Source organism: Brevibacterium sp. NPDC056726, assembly GCF_042790515.1.
Classification (GTDB): Bacteria; Actinomycetota; Actinomycetes; order Actinomycetales; family Brevibacteriaceae; genus Brevibacterium; species Brevibacterium sanguinis.
In genome coordinates, this window is sequence record NZ_JBHTYZ010000007.1 from 279898 (window position 1) to 305293 (window position 25396).

Annotated in this window: 22 protein-coding genes and 1 pseudogene; 12 read left to right on the top strand and 11 right to left on the bottom strand. The window is 66.5% G+C overall.

Features of this window, described 5'->3' with window-relative positions; translation table 11 throughout:
* Positions 1-23 precede the first annotated feature (23 nt).
* The gene (locus ACFQ91_RS16270) at positions 24-1832 is read left to right on the top strand and encodes an ABC-F family ATP-binding cassette domain-containing protein (RefSeq protein ID WP_162229533.1); all 1809 of its coding nucleotides are present in this window, start codon (positions 24-26) and stop codon (positions 1830-1832) included.
* Between the two features lie 97 nt (positions 1833-1929).
* On the opposite strand, the gene ACFQ91_RS16275 is transcribed toward ACFQ91_RS16270, so the two are convergent.
* The gene (locus tag ACFQ91_RS16275) at positions 1930-2166 is read right to left on the bottom strand and encodes a hypothetical protein (protein ID WP_098053349.1); all 237 of its coding nucleotides are present in this window, start codon (positions 2164-2166) and stop codon (positions 1930-1932) included.
* 9 nt (positions 2167-2175) lie between these two features.
* Complete coding sequence (locus ACFQ91_RS16280; RefSeq protein WP_098053350.1) at positions 2176-2529, bottom strand: sulfate permease; 354 nt, start codon at positions 2527-2529, stop codon at positions 2176-2178.
* 206 nt (positions 2530-2735) lie between these two features.
* On the opposite strand from ACFQ91_RS16280, the gene ACFQ91_RS16285 reads away from it, so the two are divergent.
* Positions 2736-3746 (top strand): DNA-processing protein DprA, encoded by a 1011-nt coding sequence (locus tag ACFQ91_RS16285; RefSeq protein ID WP_232623655.1) that lies wholly within the window; start codon positions 2736-2738, stop codon positions 3744-3746.
* Between the two features lie 126 nt (positions 3747-3872).
* Here ACFQ91_RS16285 and ACFQ91_RS16290 read toward each other — a convergent pair whose 3' ends face one another.
* Together ACFQ91_RS16290 and ACFQ91_RS16295 are read right to left on the bottom strand one after the other, a co-directional pair.
* The gene (locus tag ACFQ91_RS16290) at positions 3873-5495 is read right to left on the bottom strand and encodes a UvrD-helicase domain-containing protein (RefSeq protein ID WP_098053351.1); all 1623 of its coding nucleotides are present in this window, start codon (positions 5493-5495) and stop codon (positions 3873-3875) included.
* On the bottom strand, positions 5492-7213 hold the full coding sequence (locus tag ACFQ91_RS16295) for a hypothetical protein (RefSeq protein ID WP_198499343.1): 1722 nt from the start codon (positions 7211-7213) through the stop codon (positions 5492-5494). The genes ACFQ91_RS16290 and ACFQ91_RS16295 overlap by 4 nt, the downstream gene beginning before the upstream one ends.
* A gap of 379 nt (positions 7214-7592) precedes the next feature.
* On the opposite strand from ACFQ91_RS16295, the gene ACFQ91_RS16300 reads away from it, so the two are divergent.
* Both ACFQ91_RS16300 and ACFQ91_RS16305 read left to right on the top strand, forming a co-directional pair.
* A complete protein-coding gene (locus ACFQ91_RS16300) occupies positions 7593-8126 on the top strand; it encodes a hypothetical protein (protein WP_143470034.1) in 534 nt (177 codons plus the stop codon).
* Positions 8123-8512 carry a hypothetical protein gene (locus ACFQ91_RS16305; protein ID WP_143470035.1) on the top strand — a complete coding sequence of 130 codons (390 nt, stop codon included), beginning with the start codon at positions 8123-8125 and terminating at the stop codon, positions 8510-8512. The genes ACFQ91_RS16300 and ACFQ91_RS16305 overlap by 4 nt, the downstream gene beginning before the upstream one ends.
* A gap of 37 nt (positions 8513-8549) precedes the next feature.
* Here ACFQ91_RS16305 and mobF read toward each other — a convergent pair.
* Both mobF and ACFQ91_RS16315 read right to left on the bottom strand, forming a co-directional pair.
* Positions 8550-12109, bottom strand: a pseudogene (gene mobF, locus ACFQ91_RS16310) (MobF family relaxase).
* Positions 12110-12175: 66 nt separating this feature from the next.
* Positions 12176-12874, bottom strand: a complete 699-nt coding sequence (locus ACFQ91_RS16315) for a hypothetical protein (protein WP_198499344.1) — start codon at positions 12872-12874, stop codon at positions 12176-12178.
* A gap of 358 nt (positions 12875-13232) precedes the next feature.
* Between ACFQ91_RS16315 and ACFQ91_RS16320 the strand changes: the two genes are divergently transcribed.
* Both ACFQ91_RS16320 and ACFQ91_RS16325 read left to right on the top strand, forming a co-directional pair.
* Entirely contained in the window at positions 13233-13520 is a 288-nt protein-coding gene (locus ACFQ91_RS16320; RefSeq protein WP_232623657.1) for a DNA cytosine methyltransferase, read from the top strand.
* 6 nt (positions 13521-13526) lie between these two features.
* Entirely contained in the window at positions 13527-14309 is a 783-nt protein-coding gene (locus ACFQ91_RS16325) for a hypothetical protein (protein WP_232623658.1), read from the top strand.
* A gap of 136 nt (positions 14310-14445) precedes the next feature.
* On the opposite strand, the gene ACFQ91_RS16330 is transcribed toward ACFQ91_RS16325, so the two are convergent.
* The 3 genes from ACFQ91_RS16330 to ACFQ91_RS16340 all read right to left on the bottom strand — a co-directional run bounded on the left by ACFQ91_RS16330 (position 14446) and on the right by ACFQ91_RS16340 (position 16307).
* Entirely contained in the window at positions 14446-15069 is a 624-nt protein-coding gene (locus tag ACFQ91_RS16330) for a CueP family metal-binding protein (protein ID WP_162230283.1), read from the bottom strand.
* A gap of 74 nt (positions 15070-15143) precedes the next feature.
* Positions 15144-15737, bottom strand: coding sequence for a DUF305 domain-containing protein (locus tag ACFQ91_RS16335; RefSeq protein ID WP_162230282.1), 594 nt, complete (start codon positions 15735-15737; stop codon positions 15144-15146).
* 111 nt (positions 15738-15848) lie between these two features.
* Positions 15849-16307, bottom strand: coding sequence for a DUF6153 family protein (locus ACFQ91_RS16340; protein ID WP_198499345.1), 459 nt, complete (start codon positions 16305-16307; stop codon positions 15849-15851).
* Between the two features lie 185 nt (positions 16308-16492).
* On the opposite strand from ACFQ91_RS16340, the gene ACFQ91_RS16345 reads away from it, so the two are divergent.
* The gene (locus ACFQ91_RS16345) at positions 16493-17812 is read left to right on the top strand and encodes an MFS transporter (protein WP_198499346.1); all 1320 of its coding nucleotides are present in this window, start codon (positions 16493-16495) and stop codon (positions 17810-17812) included.
* 83 nt (positions 17813-17895) lie between these two features.
* Here the strand turns inward: ACFQ91_RS16345 and ACFQ91_RS16350 are convergent, their stop codons facing one another.
* Together ACFQ91_RS16350 and ACFQ91_RS16355 are read right to left on the bottom strand one after the other, a co-directional pair.
* Entirely contained in the window at positions 17896-19065 is a 1170-nt protein-coding gene (locus ACFQ91_RS16350) for an FAD-dependent oxidoreductase (protein WP_162230279.1), read from the bottom strand.
* Complete coding sequence (locus tag ACFQ91_RS16355) at positions 19062-19709, bottom strand: TetR/AcrR family transcriptional regulator (RefSeq protein WP_376871974.1); 648 nt, start codon at positions 19707-19709, stop codon at positions 19062-19064. The genes ACFQ91_RS16350 and ACFQ91_RS16355 overlap by 4 nt, the downstream gene beginning before the upstream one ends.
* A 160-nt stretch (positions 19710-19869) precedes the next feature.
* Here ACFQ91_RS16355 and ACFQ91_RS16360 point away from each other — a divergent pair, with 160 nt between their 5' ends.
* Genes ACFQ91_RS16360 through ACFQ91_RS16380 form a run of 5 tightly spaced genes read left to right on the top strand, consistent with a single transcriptional unit; the run spans position 19870 to position 25333 of the window.
* Positions 19870-21429: an MFS transporter gene (locus ACFQ91_RS16360; protein WP_198499348.1), complete on the top strand. Its 1560-nt coding sequence runs from the start codon at positions 19870-19872 to the stop codon at positions 21427-21429.
* Between the two features lie 59 nt (positions 21430-21488).
* Entirely contained in the window at positions 21489-21701 is a 213-nt protein-coding gene (locus ACFQ91_RS16365) for a heavy-metal-associated domain-containing protein (RefSeq protein ID WP_111473061.1), read from the top strand.
* Between the two features lies 1 nt (position 21702).
* Positions 21703-22713, top strand: coding sequence for a heavy-metal-associated domain-containing protein (locus ACFQ91_RS16370; RefSeq protein ID WP_198499349.1), 1011 nt, complete (start codon positions 21703-21705; stop codon positions 22711-22713).
* Complete coding sequence (locus tag ACFQ91_RS16375) at positions 22703-25027, top strand: cation-translocating P-type ATPase (protein WP_162230275.1); 2325 nt, start codon at positions 22703-22705, stop codon at positions 25025-25027. The genes ACFQ91_RS16370 and ACFQ91_RS16375 overlap by 11 nt, the downstream gene beginning before the upstream one ends.
* Before the next feature lie 36 nt (positions 25028-25063).
* Positions 25064-25333, top strand: coding sequence for a YHS domain-containing protein (locus ACFQ91_RS16380; protein ID WP_031289811.1), 270 nt, complete (start codon positions 25064-25066; stop codon positions 25331-25333).
* Positions 25334-25396: the final 63 nt, after the last annotated feature.

A 25396-nucleotide genomic window follows, 5' to 3' on the forward strand; every position in this document is an offset into this window, starting at 1 on the left:
CCGGTCGGGAGAGGTGGTCGCTGATGGCTACACCGCTGCTGGGGGCCGAAGGGCTGCACTTGGAGTACCCGACGCGGGTGGTCTTCGACTCGCTCTCGGTCGGGATCGAGGAGGGCGACCGGATCGGGATCGTCGGTCGCAACGGCGACGGCAAATCGAGCCTGCTGGGGATGCTCTCGGGGCAGATCGAGCCGCAGGCCGGCCGGGTCACCCGGCGCGGCGGCGTGCGGTTCGGCGTGCTCGGTCAGAGTGACGACCTCGATCCGGAGGCCACGGTCGGGTACTCGATCGTCGGCGACGCTCCGGAGCATGAGTGGGCCAGCGATGCCCGCATCCGCGACGTGATCGGCGGGCTGGTCTCGGACATCTCCTGGGATGCGGTGATCGGCCGGCTCAGCGGAGGTCAGCGGCGCCGCGTAGCCCTCGCCGCCTTGCTGGTGGGTGACTACGAGCTCATCGCGCTAGATGAGCCTACGAACCATCTTGATGTGGAGGGCATCGCTTGGCTGGCTGAGCACATGAAGCGACGCTGGCCCAAGAACAGCGGCGGGCTGCTGGTCATCACGCACGATCGCTGGTTCCTCGATGAGGTCTGCACCGAGACCTGGGAGGTGCACGACGGCACGGTCGAGCCGTTCGAGGGCGGCTATGCCGCGTACGTGCTCCAGCGGGTCGAGCGGGACCGGATGGCGGCGGCGGCCGAGAGCAAGCGGCAGAACCTCATGCGCAAGGAGCTGGCCTGGCTGCGGCGGGGTGCTCCGGCGCGGACGTCGAAGCCGAAGTTCCGGATCGACGCGGCCAACGAGCTGATCGCTGACGTGCCGCCGGTGCGCAACCCCATCGAGCTGCAGCGCGTCGCGGTGGCCCGGTTGGGCAAGCAGGTCGTGGATCTGGAAGACGTGAGCGTGACCTTCGGGGATCGGAAGGTTCTCGATGACGTGACCTGGCGGATCGCTCCAGGTGAGCGAACCGGCGTCCTCGGCGCGAACGGTGCGGGCAAGTCCACGCTGCTCGGGCTGATCTGCGGCACGCTGGAGCCGACCGAGGGCCGGGTCAAGCGGGGTAAGACGGTGCAGGTCGGTATCCTCGATCAGCAGTTCTCCCAGCTCGCTGATATCGGCGGTGACCGGGTGCGCGAGGTCCTGGCCCGCACCAAGACCACGTTCCAGATCGACGGCAAGGACCTCACCCCGGCGCAGCTGCTGGAACGGCTCGGCTTCGCCCGCGAACACCTCTCGGCACGGGTCGATGACCTCTCCGGCGGTCAGAAGCGGCGGCTGCAGCTGCTGATGCTGTTGCTCAGCGAGCCGAACCTGCTGCTTCTCGATGAGCCGACGAACGATGTTGATGCGGACATGCTCGCGGCGCTGGAGGACCTGCTGGACTCCTGGCCGGGCACGTTGATAGTGGTCTCGCACGACCGCTACCTGCTGGAGCGGGTCACGGATCAGCAGTACGCGATCCTCGATGGCGGGCTGCGGCATGTGCCGGGCGGGGTGGATGAGTACCTGCGGCTGCGAGCCGCGCAGGAGCAGCAGGCCGTGACACCGTCGCCGATGAGCGCCCAGGCCGCCGAACAGAAGACGTCGTCGTCTTCGTCTTCGGAGTTGTCGGGTGCGGAGCGCCGGGCGGTGCAGAAGGAGATCGGCGCGGTCGAGCGTCGGTTGGAGAAGCTGTCGGGAATTATCGACCGCATCCATCAGCGTCTCGCCGATCACGATCAGAGCGACTACGAGGGCCTGCAAGGCCATACTGATGAGCTTCGCCAAGCGGAGGATGAGGTCGCCGAACTCGAAGAGCGGTGGCTGGAGCTATCCGAGTCGATCACCTGATGGCTCCCTGCCGTCGAGCCTGCCGCATGAGTTCGCGCCTGCCGCTTCGTGAGCGGCAGGCGCGAATGCTGATGACGATGGTTGGGGGCCGGGATGCTCAGGCCTGCGGCGGTCCGTACTCGTTTCTTGTTTCGACGGGGGTGGGTTCTCGGTAGGTCTCGGGAACCTCGTCGGCGCGGCGACTGGCTCGTGATTCTCCGATCTCCTGCAAGGTGAGACGGATCAGCATCTCCGACAGCTTGTGCAGATCGGGTGGTTCGCGATGCACCGCCCTGATAGAGAAATGTCGTTCGTCGTACCGACGCCGCGAGGTCTTCTTCACGTACTTGCCCATCGTGCACTCCTACGTCGAGACCGTCGGTTCGGCGATGGCGCGCGCCCGAGAGTTACGCTCGGTGTGCTCGTGCCACCGCACGCGGGCGAGCAGGATCAGGCTGACGGGGCCGATCCAGAGCATCTTGAGCGCTGACCAGATCGCGATGAGCACGATGATGTTGAGCCAGCCCGGCCCGCCGTCTCGGATGATGACGGTTAGCAGGCTCGCGGTGTAGAGGTATGGGATCGCGAGCAGCATTGCCGGGATGCCCCACTTGAGGCCGCGACGGGTGCGGACCTTGTCGAGCACGATATTGGTCGGCATCCATCGGCGCATGAAGGAGCGGATATGGATGCTGGCGAACCAGATGAGTCGGAACATGATGCCTCCAAGCACGTAACTGTGGTGAGGCAGTACGTGTGGAGTGTCCCGAAGGACGGCCCGAAAGGGGCCTACATGGTGAGGGGTGAAGCTGCCTCTGTGCTTCTCACTCTACGCCGCACGTACGACACGCGGTAGCCCCGCGGGCCGTGCTTGGTCGCCGGCGGCGCACCTTGCCGGTGACCGTCCGGGAAGGGGCACAGATCATGGGCAGGCTGGCAGAACAGGTAAGCGGCGAGCGGCAGGCGCGGATGATGCTGTCGATGATCGCCGAGCCCGACGACGCGATCACCGGCCGTATCCTGCACCGGGTTGGCGGGGTCGAGACGTTGCGGCTGCTCGAAGACGAGCAGGCTGCGGTGCCGGAGATGAACCGGGCTGACGCGATCGCCTGGCGCAACCGCGTCGCTCCAAGGATCGAGGACGGCATCCCCGCCCGTGTCGCGGACGCGGAACGAGCCGGCATGTCCACGCTCATCCCGACCGACGCGGACTGGCCGCACGCGTTCAACGACCTCGGCCCCCGTGCCCCGTACCTGCTGTGGATACGCGGGGCGACCTCGTTCCTTTCCGGCGCACTTGCTGATCGCGTCACGATCACCGGCGCCAGAGCCGCCAGCGAGTACGGCACGAATGTCGCCGCGCACCTCGCCGGCGACCTCGCCCAACAGGAGCGCACCATCGTCGCCGGCGGGGCCTATGGCATCGACGCCGCAGCCCACCGGGCGGCACTCGCCACCGGCGGGGGCACCATCGCGGTGCTGGCCGGCGGTGTCGATCGGCCCTACCCGCGCGGGAACGCGGACCTGCTGGATCGGATCGGGGATGTCGGGGCGCTGGTCAGCGAGGCTCCTCCTGGGGAGGCGCCGACGCGGTGGCGGTTCATGGCCCGCGCCCGTCTTCTCGGCACGCTCTCGGGAGTCACGGTGGTGCCGGAAGCGAGCTTCCGCTCGGGTTCCTTGCTCGTGCCGACCGAGGCGCACCGGCATAGCCGTGCTGTCGGTGCGGTGCCCGGCCCTGTCACGTCAGTGACCAGCGTGGGGCCGCACGAGCTCATCAAGCGCGGAGTCGCCCAGGTCGTCTCCGATACGGCAGATGTGACTGCGATGCTCGACTCGCTCGGCGATCCGGCGCGGCTCCTGAATCGGGAGACGCCGGGCCACCAGCTCGCCGCCCCGGCTTCCGGTCCGCCAGCACGGCCGGGGCCTCGCCTGTAGTCCGCCTCACGAAGCAGGCGGAGAGCTCACCACACTCATCAAGGAGAGGTACTCGGCCCATGAGCTGAGGGAGAGCGCACTCCAGCGTTTTTCATCTGACGCATTGGCGGCATGTTTCTGGGTGTTTCAGTTCGCAGCGAGAGCGTCGAGAGGGGCTACGGCCGCGTGGAACCGGTTGCCGACGAGTAGAACGACAATTTTCTTTCTAGCTCTGGAAAACACCACGTAGAGAAGTCGACTTGTCGTGGGAAACGGTTCCGACTCATAGCCCATGAAGTCTCCCTCCCGCAGTACGACGACGGTTGCGTCGGCCTCACGTCCCTTAGTCTGGTAGAGGTTCATCAGCTGGACCTCGCGCGGATTGAGCACCGAATCCGTGAGAGCCGCATAGCTCGCTTCACGAGCTTCCGCGCAGATCGCTGCAACCATCTGACGGTCATCGCGGGCGCTGCTCGTTCGTATGGCTCGTGCATGCATTACCGAGAGCAAGGTCGCCGCTTGTTGCCAGGCACCGGACTTCTGCGGTAGCCCGAGCGCATCATGCGCAGTAGCGGCTACCTCGATTGCCTCCCCAGCGGACGCGACATTGGAAAGACGCTCTCGAAGGGCGCTCAAGCGATCTTGCAAGGTCGTAGGACCTGAACCGTTTATCACCTGGTGCGCGATGGGAGGCGCCTGCCGTCCACGTTGCGCGCTCGTCAGGAACACGGCTACCGCTTCGAGAACGTTCTCCCAGGCGACATCTCCGGTATGGAATTGCACCATCGCGGTCTGGGCATCGAGGGCGGCGGCGAGTGCGTCGCTGAGACCAGCGACTTCATGCTCGATGCCGTCGGCTTCAAGCGCGTCTGAGAGAGCCGCGAGCATATCGTTGTGGTGCGTGAACACTGCCACGCCCATCTCTTCGGAGGTTAGGTCGCTAACGATCCGTGAGACTTGGCTGGTCTCGTCGGAGAGAGGTATCCCGTTTCGGATTACCAGCCTCTCGTCTTGGATTGCGTTTGTGATGGCTTCTGAGTCGAACAGGCGCTGGCGAATGGCGTTGGCGACGGCCGGGATGATCCCAGAGGGATCTCGGAAGGAGGTTTCTGGAAGCACGATGGTGTTATCTGCCCCTGCGGCCGAGCAGGCTTCGTGGATGCGCTCCACTCTGACGCCATCTTCGGCAAGGAATGTATAGATGCACTGATTCGGGTCACCGAGCAGTATCAACCTACTGTCTCGTGCTATTAGCTGAAGGAGATCTTGCTGCGCGTCGCCTGTGTCCTGAAACTCGTCAACGATCACGAGCCCCCATCGTGTGCGCAGGTGCTCTGCGACGGCGGGTGCGGCCTCAGCGATCTCAAGCGCGAGTGGGATGAGTTTGCTATATCCGATCTCGTGCTGAGCCACTCCGAGCTTCTCGCGAGCGGGACTGACGAGAACGGCGTCGCCGTGTCCGACGAGACTCCCGAATCTCCGAACTACGGAGAACGCAAGCGAGTGGAACGTCATGATGTCCACCTGGGGTCCGCGTCGGCCGAGAATTTCTCCTGCGCGCGAGGCTATGCGCGCCACTGAGGAGCGCGAGAATGAGAGGAACAGGACTCGGTCGTGGGGTTTGCTGTCCGCTACCCGTTCGAGATGAGCATGCGCTGCGGCGAGCGCGCTCGTCGTCTTTCCGACTCCCGCACCGCCGAGCACGACACTGAGCTCGGCCTGCGTCGAGACGACTTGCTCCTGTTCCGGGTTTCTTGGGGCGACGGTCATGACACATCTGGGATGTCGATGCGGCCGCGTGTATCGCTACAGATTGCTTCGATGACAGATCGCGCTATTGGTGGCTGTCGCGTCAGCGCGTGCGCCCAGACCGCCCCCAATCCCTGCTTCTTGATCACTTTCGTCGTGAGGAGGTGATCCGCGATGTCATCGTCACCGAGACTGGATGGCAGGGCGGGCATGCCGAAGTCTTCTAGGGTCTCGACCGTCTCTCGAAGCCGCTCTCCGGGTACGCCGCGGATAAGCGCGGCCTCCACGGCGGTGCGTGTGGGAAGCACGACGAGTTGTTCGACCATTCCTGCAAGGATTCCGACTGCTGGGTCTTCTTGTCCTGGTTTATCGTTGTCGACGATCGCTCGGACGTGGAATCCGAGCTTGAGGGAAATCTCGGCGATGGCAGGGAGTCGCGTGACGCCTCCATCCGACCCTGGCGGAGCGACGAGGCGGATGCCGTTAGCGGGCAGGCTGTGGTGCGGTTCATTCGTCTTTAGGAAAAGCCGCGAGGCAAGCGCGCCGTACCCTTCAACGTCGAGCGGTCCTTCTAGGAGGACAACGGTTCTCGCGCTCAGCGCCGCGAGAAGTTGCTCAAGGACCAGTCTCCGATTGACACGGCCGGCCTTGTCCGTAACCGCCGGGAGCTGATGCTGTCGTCTTTCGCCGTGGCTGACCGTAAGTCGGACGAGCTCGCCAGGGTCGAATGCTCGTACTACTTCGGGACGGCGCGTTGTGAGGATCGCTTGCCCTGCCGTTACATGGAGGAGCCGTGCCATGTGTTCGGAAGACGTCGCGCCGAGGCGGTCTCCGAAGTCATCACCGACGATGACGACACCAGATTGCGCATCTCGCGCGGCGGCGATGGCTTCAGCTGCCGAGAGTACGCTTTCGAGCGTAGAGCCCTGGGAACGGACTGGAAGAGCCCCGGCTGCCCCGATCGATATCGCTGGCTGAAGCGCTCTGAGGAGGGCAGACATGGAACCGTCATCGGCCAGGAAGCTTATGTCGGCGGAGTCTTGGATACCGAAGAGAGTCTGCGGACCAGAATCGATGACCTTATCGAGTGCGTCGGTGACCACGTCCGTCTCGGAGAACGACCCGGTAGCGGCATGGACAGCCGTGTCTAAATCGGTAAGGGCGCTGTCCAGTCCCGAAGGGTCAGTGTTCGCAAGGAGCGCTCTCAGAACCCCCTCTGCCCGTAGTTGGAGGGTCGGCGAGCTGTCGATGAACTGAACTGGCAGAGCTTCGCGCTCGATACGGCTTGCTCTCTTGAATACTCCGGCAGCGGGGTCACTCCGTGCCGGGTAATCAACCCAGTGCTCACCGGTGTCTGTATCGAGTTCATATCGTGCGCGGTAGCAAAGGCGTACGCCCAGAGCTGCGTTGCCTGCGTTGCGTGAAGTGGCGATCTCTCCGGTTTCTTGGTCGAATGTTTCCAAGTTTTCGCTGAGAAGGGTTTCGAGGTCATTTCCGAGGTCGAGCAGAGTTACCTCGACCTCTGTCAGGGACTCGTCATCGTCGTCAGCAGGTCGGTAGATATCGAGCGGGTTCACGCGGGAACGCGTGCTGCGGGGATCGAGGACGCGGCGTAGCGCCTCGACTGTGTCAGTGCGGCCGGCCTGCGGCTCACCTGCAAGCACCATGTTCTCTGGCACTACTAGTTCTGCATAGTGATAGCCGCGGAAGCGTTCGATACGGATGCGCGCGACCCTCATTGGCTTACTCCTTGCATGCTCCACGACGCACGCTGGCTGTTGGGCTTACAGCGGGACGATGAGCGTGAGTCGGTGGACCGTCTATTGTTCGGGGTCGGCGACCCCAGTACCCATCCTCCCATGAGTAGCGGACAGGACGAGCCGACGCAGCGTGACGAACCCTTGGCGCGTATGGCGAGAGGACCGCAACATGTGGTCCGCCGGGTACGCCGACGTGTCGGCGACGTTGCCCGCGACCTCACGGCCCCCTTCGCATGCTCGGCCCGATCTCAGTGCCGAGTCGTCTCGGACCCGACGCCCCACAGCCTCTAGGCTCGCACTATGGATCTCTTCGAATCAGCCCGGCTGCGCATCGCGCGCGCAGATCCGTGCGCGAGAGATGTCTGAAGCCTGGAACGACTATCTTGCGCCCCACCCGTTCGAGTTCCTCTTGCTCCGCACTTCCCCTACGCAGTATCTGGTTCGCCTTGAGCAGATCGAACCGGTGCCGCTTGAACTTCCCGCATTGTTCGGAGAATGGCTCTACAACTTACGTTCGGCTCTTGATCACGTTGTGTGGGCTTCAGCGGCACATGCGTCGGGATCGATCCCTCCGGCGGGCGAAGATGGTCTTCAGTACCCAATCTACGACACGGAGAAAGCGTGGAAACGCAATCTCTGGCGGCTCCGACCACTTCCGGAGCACCAGGTGGAGATGCTGCACACGATGCAGCCGTTCAACTCCGACCTGGATGCAAACTTTCTTGGGTGGATCAATCGGCTCGCGCGGATTGACCGCCATCGGCGTCTAGCGATGTGGACTGCCAGAGTCGCCGAAGCAGAGCCTGTCTTTCAAATCCCGAGTGGCGTCGCCCCGGCTTTGGAGTGGGGCCAGTGGGTGTTCCAGGAGGACGCTGCGATCTTGCTCGGGTGACGTTTCCCGACGCTGATTCCGCAGATGAGGTCTCGTATAATCCTCGCGTTGGTATCGACCCAGAAATTGCCGAGTGGGGCGCATCTGACTTCTGGAAGAGCATCCGCTTCTCGGAGCGCCTGAAGATGCTGATGGTCTTCGTCAACGCCGAGATCGATATCTACGACTACGATTGCACAGGAGCTCCTGCCGCCCGTAGCACTGTAACGAGCACCTTCGCTGACGAATCAGATCGTCGCAGAGAAGCGGGGCTTTTTCCAGCGATGGCGGCCCCCGAACCTGAGCCGCCGTCGTGGACAAGCGCAAGCAGCCCTCGGACCTCAAGTGTTGACCGTTTCATGGGACGCGATTTTCCAGCTCACGGCAACGGAACCGCCCGTTCCTGAAACTCCGCGTAGATGCAAGGTTCGCATGCCGCCGCTACTACAGCGTCGGCCCGAGACGCTGCGACTCACTGCGTCGGGCGCGTTCCTGCTCGGGCTGCTCGGCTTCGGCGAGCTTCTGCGCCCGGTTGAAAGCAGCGTGCGCGCGGGCGCGGTCGATCTTCTGCGCCGAGCCTTGCGGTGCCGGCCCGAGCGGAGTGTCGTCGCTGATCTGGTAGCGATCGCGGTAGGCCGCGATGGTCCGGGCATCACGCCGCCAGCGTGCCTGCTCCCGGTCACCGGACGGCGGGTCGCCGAGCGGCTGGGTCCAGGGCTCGCCGGTCTGGCGGGCGGTGTCGAGGATCGCGTCGGCGCGGGTCTCGATCAGCTCGCGGCGCTCGGTCAGCGCTTCGCGCATGTCTGCGGCGATCGGGCCTTGCGCGTGCGGGATGAGGCCGGCGATCAGCCGCGGGGTCTTTCTCGTGCGCCCCGATCCGGCTGGCTGGGTGGTGGCGCGGGCGAGGCGGTAGTGCATGACCTTGGCGATGTCGTCGGCGTCATCGAACCCGCGAGCGGCCACCAGGCGCGGGAACAGCGCGTCGACGTCGTGGTGGTTGGCCTCGGCGCGTCGCAGCTCGGCGGTCAGCGCTCCGAACGCGACCGACCCGATCGCGGCGTCGGCCTGCTCCTCGGTCAGGCCCGATTCGCGGATGAGGGCGGCCCAGCGGTCGTGTTGGGCGGCTGCGGCGATGGTCTCGTACTCGGCGGCGAGCTGGGCGATCGAGCCCCACTGGTCCTGCTCGGCGGTGATCGTCTCGTGCGCGGAGACCTCGGCCCCCGAATGCTGCAGCACCCCGAACAACACGCTCCGCCCGGTGGCTTCCTCGTTGTCCGAGGGGTGTGGTGCGGCGTGGTCGTCGGGTCGGTCGAGGACGACGTAGGCGCGATTAGATTCCTTGCCGCGGGTCATTGCGACATAGAAGTTCTCACGTGTCGAGGACGGCTCGATCAGAACGTGGGCGGTGTCGACGGTGATGCCCTGCGCCCGGTGCGCGGTGACCGCGTATCCCAGATCGACGTGCTCGGCCACGTAGTCGGCCGGCAGCACGATCGACCCGGTGCGGCGTCCGGGCTTGCGGATCGTGATCGACCCGTCATCGCGCACGTCGGTGATCTGCCACCGTTCGCCGTTGCGCACCCAGCCCCGGCCTGTGCCGGTGCGCAGGCGCCGGTCGTTGCGGCGGGTGATGATCGTGTCCCCGACCCCTGCGGACGTGCCTTCGGTCAGCGCGACCTCTCTGGTGGGGCGGATCGTGCCGTCCAGGATCAGGTCGGCGCGGGCGCGGGCGTTCAGTGCGGTTACGTCTTCGCGGGTCTCGGCGATCAGTACCGAGGCTCGTCCGGCGTCGCGGTCGGCACGCCAGGCGGTGTAGGCGGCGTCGATCATGTCCTCGGCATCACCGTCGCTGACGCGGCCGTGACCTGCGTAGGTGTCGATCACGCGGGTGCGGCCGTGGCGCAGATCGAGGGAGGCGGTCTTCTCCCACTCGTGGACGAAGCGGTGCACGTCCACGAGCTCGGGGGCGTCGTCGCGGTCGGCCACGAGCATCCCGAAGCTCCCGCCCGCGTCAACGGATTGGAGCTGCCCGTAGTCGCCGACCAGCAGCACCTTCGCGCCCGCTTCGGCTGTGAGGGCGGTGATGCGATCCAGCGACAGGGTGCCGGCAAGGGAAGCCTCGTCGATGATGACGAGCTGCCCGGCCTGGAACGTTTCCCCGTGGAGGAGATGGTTCTGCCACCACTTCGCCGTGTTCTCTGTCGCGATTCCGAGATCCTCGCCGAGGACCTCCGCGGCCACGGCAGAGGGAGCCAGGCCGACCACGGACCCGTGGCCGTGCTGCTTCTCCCATGCCCGACGCAATGCCGACATAGCGGTGGTCTTCCCGGCACCGGCCGGGCCGACCAGCACGTCGAGGACCCGGCCGGAGACTGCGATCTGGGTGAGCGCTGCGGCCTGGTCATCGCCGAGCAGGCGTCCTTCTCGGTCGGGCTTCGCGGTGATCTTCTCGACCGTCTCGACTTCGACCATCGGGCCGGTCAGGGTGCGGGAGCGTTCCAGGAGACGGTCTTCGGCATCCAGCAGCACCGTGGAGGAGAACACGGTCGAGTGGCGGGGCCGGAACACGCTGGTGCCGTCTGGGCGGCGGAACGCGGCCGGGCTGGTGGCGAGTTCGGGCGGGGTCAGCCGCAGCGAGGCTTGCTCGGCGGCATCGGCGATCATCCCCACGATCGCTTCCCGATCACTGGCGGTCGCGAATCGCCATGCCATTGACTGCCGGCTTGCCTCGGAGTGCAGGTTCCATCGCCGCCAGGTTGAGCGTTTCTCGCCGACGACCTCGACCACGGCCTGCCCGATCTCGGAGATCACCTCCAACGGCACATCATCAGCCCGCAACGGCCGCACCTGCTGCGCCTCCGCGAGGACATTGCCGGCCCAGCCGGTCGCGTCCTCATCCAGCAGACGGCCGGCCCGTTCGCGCCAGCCGGCGGTCAGGTCGGCCAGGGAGTGGACCTGCTTCTCGGGCCGGGTGGCGAGGGTGGCCTGGGCACGCAGGCGCACGATCGTCCGCGCCGAGGGCCGGCGGCCGTGCTCGGCCGTGTAGGCGGCGATGAGCCGGTCGGTCTCGGCGTCGATATCGCGGGCGCGGGAGGAGAACTCCTCGATCAGTTCCTCGCTGACTCCGGTGATCTCCCACGCCGGATTGCGGTCCCGGCCCCGATCCCGCGCCTCCCACTCCACGCCGAGCGTGCCGGTGAGGCGGTCGGCCAGTACCGCGTTGTAATGCTCCGAGAGCGCGACGACCGCCGCGTGCATCGGGCGGCCGTCCAGCGACCGCCAGCGTCCGTCCAACGCGGTCTGGACCTTGTTGGAGATCACGACGTGGGTGTGCAACTGGGGGTCCCCGGAGCGGCTGTCGTAGTGATCGAAGGCCGTGGCGATCAGCCCGGTCACGTCGACCTGTGCGACCGCGCCATCGGCGGCGGTGTAGCCGGTGCGGGTCGCGGCGATCTCGCGCTCCATGAAGTCCACGACCTCGGCGATCGCGTCGTGATGCGACTGGGCGATCAGGGCCTGCGTGCCGGCGTCGGCCACTCCCCACAACACCGAGACGGACTTCGGCACCGAGAACGTGTAGTCGAACCCCGCGACCGCACGGCGGTTGCCCCGCTCGATCTCCTCGGCCTCGATCTGGCCGATCTGCTCGGCACGCTCACCCATCCCAGGCCGGGGTCGAGGTCGGCGACGCGCTTCTCGATCCGGTCCGCGACCGAGACGTACCTTGGGAAGGCCCGCCCGAGCGGGTCGCCGCTGACGGGGTCGCGGCCCATCCCGATCAGCAACTGCAACTGCGACTCCGAGACCTCATCACCGAGGACGATCTGCCCGTCGCCGAAACCGTGCAGAGCCGACCCCATCCAAGTGCCCGGTGGTGTTCCCTCCTCCGTGTAATACCTCGTCAGCGGGGTCGAGAGGGAGCGGTCGCCATCGGCGGCAGCGATCGTGCGCAGCAGGTACTTGTACCCGTCGCCCGCGCTCATCACCCGCATCGAGACCGTCATGCAGACCAGGTGGACAGACTCACCACGACCGCCGGCGTGAGCTCGAAAACTGGCAGCGACGATTCGCTACAGGGCCGGCCCGTCGTCGGACGGGCCGCGCCGCCGGGAAGCCTGCACAGTGGGCTCGGAGGTCGAGCGGAAGGGGTTCGGGAGTTGCCGGCGTGTTGTGCCGGGGTTGCGCAACTGGTCGATCTCGCGCTGTTGCGCCCGGAGCTGCGTGTGGAGGGCTTCCTGCCTCGTGCGCAACTCGGTGAGCTGCTCGCTAATCTTCGCGTTGGCCTCGGTCAGATAGTGCATGATCGCGGCCTCGTATCGCTCGGGGTCAGAGGGTTGCAGCTCCGCGTTCACCGCAACGAACTCAGCGGGAGCGAGCGATCCGTCCGCGGCGGCCTCGCTCATGCGACGGGATGCCATGCGGGAGAACATCGCCGTGCGTGCGGCCCAAGGCGGGAGCTCTCCACCGTAGATGTCTCCGAAGGCTTCCTGGATGAGTTGGATCGTCTCCGGAGTGAGAAGCACCGGGTTCTCGCTCTCGATGGCGGAAGCCAGCGCCACGCAGTTCTTAGCAACAGCGTGGTGCGAGGCAGTTCTGTCCTTGATCTCCTGCGTGAGGTTCGGGGGCTCCAGCTCGTGCGGCTTCTGCTCCGTGAACGTGTTCCAGAGGTCGATTCCCGTGCGCTCGCGGTAGGCGCCGTAGCGACGTAGATCGTCAGCGATCTTGCCTCGCTCAGCCTCCGAGATCGCGAGCTCCACCCGTTCCGCCATGACCTGTCTCCTATCCGTTCGCTCGGCCCGCCGCTGTGCCTGTCGATCTCCAGGTGACCGTGCGATCCCGCAGCCGCGAAACCTTGTCAACCTGGGTTGACCACGATCTGCAAGAGGTGTGATGGCTCAGGAGGGGGCTGGGATCGGACTCGGGAGACCACAGCCGTGAGGTGCGACCTCAGGCGCTGATTGGCGTGCTCGCGGGACTTCTGATGGGAGCTCTGCGGAGGCCGGGGCAGATGGTCACGGGGTGGTGCACCTGGCAGGTGTTCTCCCTGGTGTCGGGCTCTGATCGGGTCTGGTTCCAGGGTTCCACGGACCCTGCCGGAGCCTTATGCACGCCACTTCCTCGCCCCCGATGCCGAGCCCTCGGATCGGTTCGCTGTTCTCCGGATACGGCGGTCTCGATCTGACCGTCGAACACGCCACTGGTAGGCAGACGGTCTGGTTCTCTGAGCTCAACACCGCCGTCACGGGCGTGTTCTCCCACCACTGGCCGACTGCCCCGAACCTCGGCGATATCTCTACCATCGACTGGGCCACAGTGCCGCCGGTAGACGTCCTCTGCGGCGGCTTCCCGTGCCAGGACATCTCGACCGTCGGCAGAGGCGCCGGCCTCGCACCCGGCACCCGTTCCGGGCTCTAGTCGTACATGGCGACCGCGATCGAGGCGTTGCAACCCCGGCTCGTGGTGATCGAGAACGTCCGCGGGTTGCTGTCTGCAACCGCTACCCGCCCCGCAACGAAAGGCCAACGTGATGACGACCGCAACCCCGACGACGCAACCTCCGACCCCGCGAGTGCCGTACGCAACCTGGAACCCGAACCGTGGATGCTGGGAGACGACGCAGCTCGACCTCTTCGGGCGCTCGGAGCGGTACTGGGCGATCTGGCCGAGCTCGGGATGGATGCGCGCTGGATCGGCCTACCGGCATCACTGGCCGGTGCACCGCATCACCGGTTCCGCATCTTCATCACCGCCTATCGCCAAGATTCTGTTCCGGACGCCTCTGGCCTCGGACTCCTCGCGCGGTGGCGAGACGCTGGATCAGGTGCGGGCGCGTCGGGGAACCATCGCGCTGAGTCACCAGGTCATCGACCTGGCCTTGCACGGACCAGCTGGCTCACCGGACAGGCCCGGCGAGTCGGAGACGCTGTTCGCGCTCGTGGAGAACATCTTCATCGCTGGGGGCGATACGCCGACGCGATCGCCCGATGGGAACACATCACCGCACGCCCAGCCCCTGCGCCCGCGATCCTGAACGAGGACAAGGGGCCGCGACCGGCGCCCGAGTTCGTGGAATGGCTCATCGGCCTGCCCGCGGGCTGGGTTACCGACCCCGCCCACGGGCTGACCGCGAATCAGCAGAACACGGCCCTTGGCAACGGTGTCCTCCTGCTCCAGGCATTCCTCGCGATGGACGCAATGTCGTGACGACCCGGGGCGTCGCGGTGTCGAGCCGTACCGCCAAGATCACGGGATCGGTGCTCGTGCGGCCGCCAGCGCATGCCTGCGGGTGATAGGCAACCACACGATCTCCACCGAACCCGCTCACTTGCCTGGCATATTTTCAGGTCAGTTGCAGCGTGGTGATGCAGGTCGCATCATCTTCGGTCATCGTTGAAATGGTCGCGCTGCCCGTCTGACCCTCGTGCTCGATCGTCAGCGTTGCCTCGATGCCGCGGGGCGCCCAGATGCCGACGAACCCGTTGTCGTAGGTCTGCCGCACTTCGTCGAGGAGCACGTCTCCGTCTTCGCTGGTGAGGGTGACCTGGACTTTCGTGTTGGCGAGTTCGCCGAGGCAGGTGGTCAGGCTGTGGAAGTAGCAGTCATGGGTCTGTTCCCGGTAGGGAGCAACTGAGATGTACACCTCGTCTTCGGGCATCGGCAGCTGTGTCTCGCGCTCCTGGTCGTCGGTGAGCACGAGCGCATCAGGCTGCACGGATGCGATCAGATCAGCGGGTCGGTCGGCGACGGGCATCGTGTCGAGCCGTTCGATGACCGCCGGGGTATCGAGACCTGCCAGATCGTGAGCTGCCAGGAAGTCGCTGTCGACGGCATGACTGTTGGTCGAGGGCGACGCGGGTTCGGGCGAGGACGCGGCGGCACATCCGGCGAGAACGAGGGTGGCGGCGAGCGTCGCGGTGGCGGCGACGATCACCTTCCCCCGCCGGGGCGTGGTGGGGTGAGACAATGGTGTGATCCTTCAAGAGTGTCGGATGGGTCGGTGCCGGACGATCTCGCCGCGGCACCGACCCGGATGGTCGATCAGAGGGTGGCCAGGAGGTCCTGCATCTGTTGGATCTCGGTGGTCTGCGCGTCGATGATGGTCTGCGCGAGCTCGATGGCATCGGGGTTGCTGCCGTCATCGACCTGCGTCTGGGCCATCTCGACCGCTCCCTCGTGGTGGGCGATCATCTGCTCCAGGAACAGGCGCGATGCCTCGGGGCCGTCGGCCGATTCGAGGGCGGCCAGGTCGTCCTCGGTCATCATGCCGTCGCCGTGGTCCATGCCGTCCATCTGCTGCTCCTCGGGGTCGACGCCCCAGTCGTCCAGCCAGCCCTGGAGCTGTTCGATCTCAGGTCCCTGGGCGGCCTTGATCGCCTCGGCCAGTTCGACCACCTCGGGGTTGACATCCTCCTTGGCGAGGACGATGTCGCTCATCTCGATGGCCTGTTCGTGGTGGACGATCATCATCGAGGCGAACATCACGTCCGCGTCGTTGACGTCGGCTGCCTGTTCGGTGGAGCCGTGGTCCATGCCCGGCATCGAGTCCTCGTCGTCGCTTCCGGCCGAGCATCCAGCCAGGGTCAGCGCAGCGGTGAGGGCGAGTGCGGCGGTCGCCGCGGTACGAAACTTCATAGGTGTTCTCCAATATCAACGGTCGCTTCGGTGGCGCGGCATCCGAGAGGGCACCGCGTGAATGAGGAAGGGGAACCGTCGGCGCTGGTGCGCGTCAGGTTCGCCGCCCCATCACGTGCGACTGATGCAGAGAACGTGCAGCGACGGCGCCCGAGGCAGCAGCCGGTCGATGGAACGCGCCACGAGCAACGGCCGGGGTGCGGTGTGCATCCATCCGGGCAGAAGTCGAGGCGGCACCAGGATGAGAAGGACGAGCAGTAGTGCGAGCACGCACGCCATCGCCATGCCCAGATGGGTGCCGGCCCCGCAGTCCGCACACGTACCACCGAGGTCACTGGCCGTTCCGCCGGACTCATGCGTGCCTGCCGCGCCGTGATGAGCGCCCACGGCGTCGCTTGTGGAGACCGAGATCACGGCGGGCGCGTGGGCTGCCGCGGTGCCATGCAGGTTCAACGTATGCATGGCCAGCAGCCCGATGACGACCGCTGCCACCAGCAGCCCTCCGAGCACGACGCGCCGGAGGAAGCCCTGAAGACCTTTCCTGGATCGCCTTGCCGCCGTCACCGCCATACGCCGCAGTTTACCGGCCCCCGATGTGCGTCCGCCGACGGCGGGAGTGATCAGCTCGGCCGAGGGCGACTGACTCCGTGTCCCTCCGAGCAGCTCTTTGCTCTGCCAGACGCAGACTGACGGGAATACCCCTAGGGGGTATTAGGTTGATGGTGGAGAGTTTCCACGAAGGTCAGGAGAGCCCCATGCGTTTGTTCGCGATCCGCGACTTCCGTTACCTGTTCAGTGCGCAGATCATCGCCCTGTTCGGGACGGGGTTGGCGACCGTCGCGCTCGGTCTGCTCGCTTACGAGCTCGCGGGCCCGAGCGCGGGGGCCGTGCTTGCGACGGCGCTGACGATCAAGATGGTCATGTACGTCGTGATCGCGCCGCTGGCGGCCGCCTATGCCGACCGGCTCCCAAGGCGGATGTTTCTGACCCTGCTCGACGTGGTGCGCGCGGCCGTGGTGCTCGCGCTGCCGTTCGTTACGGAAATCTGGCAGATCTACGTTCTCATCGGGGTGCTGCAGGCGGCTTCTGCGGCATTCACGCCGACGTTCCAGGCGGTCATCCCCGATATCGTGTCAGAGGAGTCCGATTACACACGGGCGCTGTCCGCGTCGCAGGTGGCTTACACGATGGAGAGCCTGCTCAGCCCGGTGCTCGCGGCGGTCGCTCTGACGTTCATGACGTTCAACTGGTTGTTCGTCGGCACGTCGGTGGGCTTCGTGATCTCCGCCGTCCTGGTGCTCTCCACTCGCATCCCCAACGCGGCACCGAGCGGGCAGACGGGTGCGTGGAACCGGGTCACGTCGGGCGTGAAAGTCTTCTTCGCGACTCCTCGCCTGCGCGGCGTCATGGCGCTGAACGTGGTGGTCGCCGCAGCCGGATCGATCGTGGTGGTCAATACGGTCAACTACGTCCGCGATCAACTGGACGGCACGCAGGCCGATGTTGCTTGGATGCTCGCAGCCTCCGGCGGCGGCACACTGCTGGTCGCTCTGCTCCTGCCACGCGTGCTCGATCGGGTCACCGAGCGGGTCGTGATGATGACGGGTGCCGCAGTTCTGCTTGCCGGCGTGCTGGCGGCCGTCGCGATGACCGCCATCCAGGCGGCCTCATGGATGATCACGGCCTCGATCTGGGTGGTCATCGGCGGCGGGATGGCCTTGATCGTCACTCCCACCGGACGTGTCATTCGCGGTTCGGTCGCGAAGAGCGAGCTCCCGGCGGCCTTCGCGGCACAGTTCTCGCTGTCTCACCTGGCCTGGCTCGTCACCTACCCGATTGCCGGATGGGTCGGCACCGCGTCCGGGTTCACTCTCGCCTGGTCGATTCTTGCCGCTCTCGCCGTCTTCGGCGCCATCGCGGCGCAGATGCTCTGGCCCCGCGAGAAGAGAACCGAGACCATCGTCGCCGGCACGGACGCAGAAACGGCGACGGGCGGTCTGGCGCTCCGTGAGGAGACCGAAGCCGCCGAAGGCACCCTCGCGGCATCCCAGTGCTCCTGCATACGCACCGCATGAGCGCGCAGGCGGCGGGTGGAACGAATGGTTCCGCTCGCCGGCGCGTCGTGTTCGCCGAGGCGCCCGGCGATCCAGCCTGTCGATCAGGAGCGAGGCGGCGCCGGCTGGTGCAGCCGAGGCATCCACTCGCGGACGAGGCTGGCGGCGTCGATCCCCGTGAGTGCGACGGGGATATCTCCGAGATAGTGGACAGTGAGCAGCGGGTCGGTGGAGACGACTCGCGTGCTGGTCCCCAAAGCGGGATGCCCCGCTCCGACGAGTGTGTGTCCGTGGACGCGTGCGGAGAACGGCGAAGACGGCAGGTAGATGCCGGGATCATCGCCAAGCCCGAGGTCGTGCAGCAGGGTCCTGGCCGCATGGGCGCCCTGGGCGACCGAATCGTCCCAGTGATCGATCCGGTACGAGCTGTGGCCGGGATAGTGGTGCACGGCGACGCCGCCGGCGGCGTAAATCCGCTGGCGTGGGGCGTGCAAGGAGCGCAGATGGTCATCGACGGGGATGCCGTCCGGTCCCGTCCAGGGCGCAGGGGCCGCCGGCATGGTGCCGTGGGCGACGATCGCCAGGTCTCCGTCGACTCGCGGGCCGTCATTGAGGACGACGGTGATGCGGTCGGCGTGGCTACGAATCGCGGTCAGCGTGCGTCCGAGGTAGGCGGCATGCTGAGGCAGATGCAGGTCGAGCAGCCTTCTGGCCGTCTCCTCGCCGAGGGCGCGGGCACCGGGCAGCAGTGCTCGCGTGATCAATGCGACATCGTGGCCGGAGTCGGTGAGGAGGGAGGCGGTCTCCGAAGCGACGAGGCCGCCACCGAGGATCAGCACACGGGCAGGGTGCGTGGACGCGAGCAGGTCGCGGACCCGGATGGCATCGGCGATCGAGTGCAGCGTGCTGAGTTGCCCTGTCCTGCGGGAGTGGTCTCGTCCAAGGATGGTCTCGCCGAGGGCGCGGGGGCGGCTACCGCTGGCGATGATGAGGGCGTCATAAGTGTGCGTCTGCCCGGAGTCGAGGTGAACTTCTCGGCTCCGGGGGTCGATGGCGCGCACTGTATCGCCGATGGTCTCCACGCCTGTGGGTGGCAGAGCGGTCTGGTGGGGTTCGAGCAGGCCGATGGCCACGCCCTTGTTCACGAGCGTCCGATTGGACGGCTGTTCGCCGCTGCGGGCGAAGAGATCGACGTCGATGCCGGCACCTGAAGCGTGCAAGGTCTTCGCGGCGGATGTTCCCGCCGCGCCAGCGCCGATGATCCCGACTTTCATCGCGTTCCTCCCTCGGGGGCGACCTCGGTGAAAGCCGGCAGCAGGATCGCGTCGATGAACCATGGCGCATCGTCGGGGTCGATCCGGCCCGTGCGCACCTCCTCGGCCGCGCCGTTGAGAACGACGTGCGTGGTGGTCAGCAGCCAGGACACCGGCAGGTCGGTGCGGAAGGCGCCTTCGCGCTGTCCACGCAGCAGCAGCCCGCGCATGCGCGCCTCGGCCTTCTCGTGCAGTTCGCGAATGCGGGCGGCGGAGAGTTCCTTCTGCGCTGTGGCGAGCAGGGCACGGGACTGGTCGACGAACATCCAGCTGGATGCAACCAAGCGCTGGAAGGCCGCACGCGGGTCGCCATCAAGAGGTATCTGACTGAGCACGTCCTCGGCACGTTCCAGGCTGTCCACCAGTGCGGCCTCGATGAGCTCGGCGCGAGTCTGGAAGTGCCCGTAGAGCGTCACCCGGCCCACTCCGGCTTCAGCGGCGATGTCGGCGACAGAAGCGTCGGGGTTCTTGCGGATCGCGGTCACTGTCGCGGCCAGAATCTTCGCCCGGTTGCGCTGCGCGTCGGCGCGCTGGTTGGCCGCGCGGTTCGCTGTCGCCGGGGCGCTCCGAGCACCGCCGGCCGGCTTGGCCTTCTTCGTCGGCATGCTCCACCTCTCAACTCGTACTGGAATGTATGAGATAGTGTAGCTGTTACAACCTGTACACCAATGACCGAGTTACGGTGTCGTCGCCCGATCCGGCGGCGGGACTAAGGAGAGGAGACACGGCGATGAACACGACACGCACGATCACAGGGGGCGTGACATGAGCGATGCGAGCACACCTGCCCCCAAGGCAGGGGCAAAGCAGTGGTGGGGCCTGGCGATCCTGGTGATCCCCTCAACTCTGCTGTTCATGATGCTGACCATCCTGTTCCTGGCCGCCCCGAACCTCGCCGCGGACTTGAACCCGACGAGCACGCAGCTGCTGTGGATTCTCGACATCTACGGCTTCGTCATGGCCGGCTTCCTGGTCGCGATGGGCGTACTCGGCGACCGAGTGGGCAAGCGGCTGCTGATGGTCATCGGTGCGATTCTGTTCGCCGCGGTCTCCGTCGCCGCCTCACTGACCACGATCCCCGAGCTGATGATCGTCTGGCGAGCCGTCCTCGGACTGGCAGCGGCGATGATGGTGCCCGCAACGATCGGCCTGATCTTCGTGCTCTTCGCCGACGCGAAGCAGCGCGGAGTCGCGATCGGCGTCTGGGCCGGTGGCATCTCCGCGGGCGTGGCCCTCGGCCCGCTGCTCAGCGGCCTGCTCTTGGAGAGCTTCGGCTGGCAGGCAACCTTCCTGGTGGCGGTGCCGATCATGGCCCTCGTCGCCATCGGCGCCCCAATCCTCGTGCCCGAGCACCGCGATCCGTCGGCGAAGATCGACCTGTTCAGCGCCTTGTTGCTGGTCGGCGGGCTGCTCACGATCATCTACGGCATCAAGCGCTTCGCCGCCCAGGAACCTGCACTGCCCTCGATCGGCCTGCTCCTCGGGGGCGCGTTGATCGGGCTGTGGTTCGTGATCCGGCAGCTGCGAGCCGAGAAGCCCCTGCTGGATGTGCGCCTGTTCGCCAACCGCACCGTCTCCGGGGCGTTGGCGGTGTTCCTGCTGTCGGCGGCGGCGCTGGGTGGCGTGTACTCGCTGTTCACCCAGTATCTCCAGCATGTGCAGGGCCTCTCGCCGCTCCAGGCCGGGTTGGCGATCCTGCCCGCCGCGGCGGTACTGATCGTCGTCTCCACGCTCTCCCCGGTGCTCGCGCGGAGGTTCCGCCCGGGAAACGTGATCGCGATCGGCCTGCTCACCCAGGTCGTCGGCTACATCCTGTTCGCCCAGCTCGACGCTGGAACCGGCCTCGCGCTAGTGATCGCGAGTTTCGTCATCACCTACCCCGGCGTCGCGCCCTCGATGGCACTGACGACCGACCTCGTGGTGAGTTCGGTGCCACCGGAGAAGACGGGCGGCGCCTCGGGGCTCGCGACCACCGCGAACGACCTGGGCATCTCGCTCGGTGTCGCCGTCATTGGCAGCGTCGGAATCGCCACCTACCGGGGTCGCATCGACGGAAATCTGCCTGAGGGCCTCTCCCCGGAGGCTACGGCCGCCGCCTCGGACAGCATCGACGGCGCGCTCGCGGCCGCGGCCAATCTCCCGGGCGCGCTGGGCGAGCAACTGGTGAGCGCCGCGCAGGCAGCCTTCACGGGCGGAATGAACATGGCGGCCGTCGCCTCGGCCGTCATCGCCGGCGTGGCCGCGATCATCGCCGCGACCCGCCTGCGCCACATCCGCCCTACCGGCGAGGCGCAGCAGTTCACCGAAGAAGTTCACACCAACTAGGAATACCCCTAGGGGGTATTGTGTTGGAGAAGTCATACCCGAGTGAAGGAGTTGGAATCATGACCACGACGACCGAGTACCAGGTGACCGGGATGAGCTGCGGGCACTGCGAGACCGCGATCCGCAGCGAGGTGTCCGAGATCCCCGGTGTGACCGGCATCGAGGTCAGCGCCCAGACCGGGCGGCTGGCTGTGACCAGCGATCAGCCGGTGGACGACGCCGCGGTGATCGCGGCGGTCGATGAGGCCGGCTACGCAGCCGTCAGGAGCTGAGATGAAGGCACCTGCACGGCTGGGCCTGTACGGGCTGGTCCTCGTGGCCGTGTTCGCCGTGGCTGGATTCACGGCGAACGCGGTCGTCCCCGAGGAGACCGTGCAGAGCTGGGCAGAAGACACCGCAGACACCACGCACCACGAGGAAGGAGACGCCATGAACGGCGACGAGCATGAAGGACACAATGCCGGCGCATCGTCGCTGGGCTTGGGCCTCGCTCAGGATGGCTACCAGCTCACCGCGGTAACGGCACCGACCGCCACAGGAACTGAGGGCGAGCTGGCGCTGACTATCACCGGATCCGATGGCAACCCGGTCACCGACTTCGAGCTGGAGCACGAGAAGGAGTTGCACCTGATCGCCGTCCGGGCTGACGGGCAGCACTTCCGACACGTCCACCCCGAGATGGACGACGATGGCACTTGGACGATCCCCTGGCAGTGGGAGGCCGCGGGCTCGTACCGAGTCTTCGCGGACTTTGTTCCGGCCGACACCGGGGAGGGCATCACGCTCTCGACCTCGGTGCAGGTGGCTGGCGACTACGAGCCTGCACCGGCGACCGGGCCGGTCACCGAGACCACCGTCGACGGTTTCGACGTTGCAGTGAAGGGGGATCTCATCGCCGGCTCCGCGTCGGAGCTGACGATCACCGTCACCCGTGATGGCGAGCCGGTCACCGCGCTGGAGCCGTACCTGGGCGCGTTCGGGCACCTGGTCGCCCTCCGCGATGGCGATCTCGCCTACCTGCACGTCCACCCGCACGGCGACGCGCCCGAGGTCGGCGATACCTCGGGTCCGGAGATCGTGTTCGAGACGACCGCTCCGACGCCCGGTCGGTACCTGCTGTTCCTGGACTTCCAAATCGACGGCGAAGTTCGCACTGCACCGCTGGTGATTGACACGACCACCGGTGTGGGCGACAACGGCACCGGACATTCCGGAGGCGAACACTTCGATACCGAATCGAGCACAGGGGAAGAGCATGAGGAAGGAGCAGGCCATGGCCACTGACCAGACCACTGGCACCGGTGTCGCCGGGATCGAGTTGCAGATCGGTGGCATGACCTGCGCTTCGTGCGCGAACCGAATCGAGAAGAAGCTCAACAAGCTCGACGGCGTGACCGCGAGCGTGAACTACGCGACCGAGAAGGCCAGCGTCACCGGCACCGACCTCGACGCCGACGCCCTGATCGCCGAGGTCGAGAAGACCGGCTACACCGCCGCGCTCCCAAAGCCTGCGAAGGGCTCGACCTCCGATGAGGGCGAGGAGGGCGAATCCGTTGAAGACGCCGAGCTGCGCACCCTGCGGCAGCGGCTGATCGGCTCCGCGGTGCTGGCGGTGCCGGTCATCGCGATGGCGATGATCCCGGCGCTGCAGTTCGACTACTGGGGCTTCGCCTCCCTCGCCCTCGCCGCCCCCGTGGTGGTGTGGGCGGGCTGGCCGTTCCACAAGGCGGCCTGGATGAACCTCCGTCACGGGGCGGCGACGATGGACACCCTCATCTCCGTGGGCACCACGGCGGCGATGATCTGGTCGATCGTCGCGCTGTTCTTCGGCACGGCCGGTGACCGCGGCGTGGTTCACCCCTTTGAGTTCACCATCTCCCGTTCCGACGGGCTCGGGCACATCTATCTCGAAGTCGCCGCCGGGGTGATCACGTTCATCCTGCTCGGCCGCTACTTCGAGAAGCGCTCCAAGCGGCGCGCCGGAGCCGCCCTGCGTGCCTTACTAGAACTCGGCGCGAAGGAAGTCTCCCTCCTTCGCGACGGGCAGGAGCAGCGCGTCTCCATCGAGGAGCTGACGGTCGGGGATGAGTTCGTGGTCCGGCCGGGCGAGAAAATCGCTACTGACGGCACGATCACCTCGGGCAGCTCTGCGATCGACGCTTCCATGCTCACCGGCGAATCCGTGCCCGTGGAAGTGGGTGAGGGCGATGCCGTCACCGGCGCGACCGTCAACGCCGGAGGACGACTGGTCGTGAAGGCAACCCGCGTCGGTTCGGACACCCAGTTGGCGCAGATGGCGAAGATGGTCGAGGATGCCCAGTCGGGTAAGGCAGAGATTCAGCGCCTGGCTGACCGCGTTTCCGGTGTCTTTGTTCCCATCGCCATTGCGGTTGCTGTTGCCGCCCTTGGCGCGTGGATCGGGGCCGGGTTCCCGCTGTCGGCCGGCTTCACGGCCGCCGTCGCGGTGCTGATCATCGCCTGCCCCTGCGCGCTCGGGCTCGCGACGCCGACGGCGCTGCTGGTGGGCACCGGACGAGGTGCGCAGATGGGTGTGCTCATCAAGGGCCCCGAAACCCTGGAATCGACCCGCAAGGTCGACACGATCGTGCTGGACAAGACCGGCACGGTCACCACCGGCAAGATGACGCTGACTGACGTGATCACCGCCGACGGCGTGGACAGGGCCGAGCTGCTGCGCATCGCGGGCGGACTGGAGGACTACTCCGAGCACCCCATCGCACAGGCCATCGCCGCCGGCGCCACGTCCGAGGTCGGAGACCTGCCCGCCCCCGAATCGTTCGAGAACATCGAGGGCAAGGGCGTGCAGGGCGTCATCGGCGGCCACGCCGTCGTCGCCGGACGTGTGTCCCTGCTGGCGGACTGGTCGATCCACCTCGATGACCGCCTCCGGACCGCGAAGCAGGCGGCCGAGTCCGAGGGCAAGACCGCAATCGCGGTCGGCTGGGACGGACAGGCTCGAGGTGTGCTGGTGGTCTCCGATCAGATCAAGCCCACCAGCTCGCAGGCGATCGCCCAGTTCAAGGAGCTCGGCCTGACCCCGGTGCTGCTGACCGGCGACAACCAGGCGGTGGCCGAGCAAGTTGCCGCCGAGGTCGGCATCGACCAGGTGATCGCCGAGGTGCTGCCCAAGGACAAGGTCGATGTCGTCGCCCGATTGCAGGGTGAGGGCAAGGTCGTAGCGATGGTCGGCGATGGCGTCAACGACGCCCCCGCCCTCGCGCAGGCCGACCTCGGTCTGGCCATGGGCACCGGCACGGACGTCGCGATCGAGGCCGCCGACATCACCCTGGTACGCGGCGACCTGCGCGCCGCGGCCGACGCGATCCGGCTCGCCCGGCGCACCCTACGAACGATCAAGACGAACCTGTTCTGGGCCTTCGCCTACAACACCGCCGCGATCCCGCTCGCCGCCTTCGGGCTGCTCAACCCCATGCTCGCCGGCGCCGCGATGGCCCTGTCGTCCGTGTTCGTCGTGTCCAACAGCCTGCGGCTGCGGACCTTCAAGGCCCGCGCGGACGACACCAGCGCTCCGGCACCCGCCGGACCGGCACCGGCCCGCGAGCCGGAGAACGCCTGACCCATCCGACATCGACACAACACGAAAGGAAGCACGATGACTGCACACGAGAACCTGAACCTGACCGACACGTCCTCCAGCGGTGGGAGCTGCTGCGGACACACACCCAGTGCGGAGGCCATCGCTCAGACTCCGGCCGATGAGATGACCGAATGCAAGGTGATGGCCGGCACCCCCGTCGTCAAGGCGCAGGCGGAGGAAGCCGGTCTCTACCGCGACTACCAGGGCCAGCGGTACTGGTTCTGCTGCGCCGCCTGCGGACCCCTGTTCGACGCTGACCCCGACCGCTACGCGAACGCCGCCTGACGGCATCTGGTTCCGCGCTCCCGACGAGCGGACGTGCACGGGAGCGCGGAACCTTCGCCCCGG

What these genes read in the sequence shown, in the direction of transcription:
- ACFQ91_RS16315 (WP_198499344.1), bottom strand. Translation starts at nt 12,874, where the DNA reads ATGGCGGAACGGGTGGAGCTCGCGATCTCGGAGGCTGAGCGAGGCAAG.
- ACFQ91_RS16335 (WP_162230282.1), bottom strand. Translation starts at nt 15,737, where the DNA reads ATGAAGTTTCGTACCGCGGCGACCGCCGCACTCGCCCTCACCGCTGCG.
- ACFQ91_RS16365 (WP_111473061.1), top strand. Translation starts at nt 21,489, where the DNA reads ATGACCACGACGACCGAGTACCAGGTGACCGGGATGAGCTGCGGGCAC.
- ACFQ91_RS16355 (WP_376871974.1), bottom strand. Translation starts at nt 19,709, where the DNA reads ATGCCGACGAAGAAGGCCAAGCCGGCCGGCGGTGCTCGGAGCGCCCCG.
- ACFQ91_RS16360 (WP_198499348.1), top strand. Translation starts at nt 19,870, where the DNA reads ATGAGCGATGCGAGCACACCTGCCCCCAAGGCAGGGGCAAAGCAGTGG.
- ACFQ91_RS16290 (WP_098053351.1), bottom strand. Translation starts at nt 5,495, where the DNA reads ATGACCGTCGCCCCAAGAAACCCGGAACAGGAGCAAGTCGTCTCGACG.
- ACFQ91_RS16280 (WP_098053350.1), bottom strand. Translation starts at nt 2,529, where the DNA reads ATGTTCCGACTCATCTGGTTCGCCAGCATCCATATCCGCTCCTTCATG.
- ACFQ91_RS16350 (WP_162230279.1), bottom strand. Translation starts at nt 19,065, where the DNA reads ATGAAAGTCGGGATCATCGGCGCTGGCGCGGCGGGAACATCCGCCGCG.
- ACFQ91_RS16375 (WP_162230275.1), top strand. Translation starts at nt 22,703, where the DNA reads ATGGCCACTGACCAGACCACTGGCACCGGTGTCGCCGGGATCGAGTTG.
- ACFQ91_RS16345 (WP_198499346.1), top strand. Translation starts at nt 16,493, where the DNA reads ATGCGTTTGTTCGCGATCCGCGACTTCCGTTACCTGTTCAGTGCGCAG.
- ACFQ91_RS16270 (WP_162229533.1), top strand. Translation starts at nt 24, where the DNA reads ATGGCTACACCGCTGCTGGGGGCCGAAGGGCTGCACTTGGAGTACCCG.
- ACFQ91_RS16340 (WP_198499345.1), bottom strand. Translation starts at nt 16,307, where the DNA reads ATGGCGGTGACGGCGGCAAGGCGATCCAGGAAAGGTCTTCAGGGCTTC.
- ACFQ91_RS16370 (WP_198499349.1), top strand. Translation starts at nt 21,703, where the DNA reads ATGAAGGCACCTGCACGGCTGGGCCTGTACGGGCTGGTCCTCGTGGCC.
- ACFQ91_RS16380 (WP_031289811.1), top strand. Translation starts at nt 25,064, where the DNA reads ATGACTGCACACGAGAACCTGAACCTGACCGACACGTCCTCCAGCGGT.
- ACFQ91_RS16295 (WP_198499343.1), bottom strand. Translation starts at nt 7,213, where the DNA reads ATGAGGGTCGCGCGCATCCGTATCGAACGCTTCCGCGGCTATCACTAT.
- ACFQ91_RS16325 (WP_232623658.1), top strand. Translation starts at nt 13,527, where the DNA reads ATGGCGACCGCGATCGAGGCGTTGCAACCCCGGCTCGTGGTGATCGAG.
- ACFQ91_RS16300 (WP_143470034.1), top strand. Translation starts at nt 7,593, where the DNA reads ATGTCTGAAGCCTGGAACGACTATCTTGCGCCCCACCCGTTCGAGTTC.
- ACFQ91_RS16285 (WP_232623655.1), top strand. Translation starts at nt 2,736, where the DNA reads ATGGGCAGGCTGGCAGAACAGGTAAGCGGCGAGCGGCAGGCGCGGATG.
- ACFQ91_RS16275 (WP_098053349.1), bottom strand. Translation starts at nt 2,166, where the DNA reads ATGGGCAAGTACGTGAAGAAGACCTCGCGGCGTCGGTACGACGAACGA.
- ACFQ91_RS16320 (WP_232623657.1), top strand. Translation starts at nt 13,233, where the DNA reads ATGCCGAGCCCTCGGATCGGTTCGCTGTTCTCCGGATACGGCGGTCTC.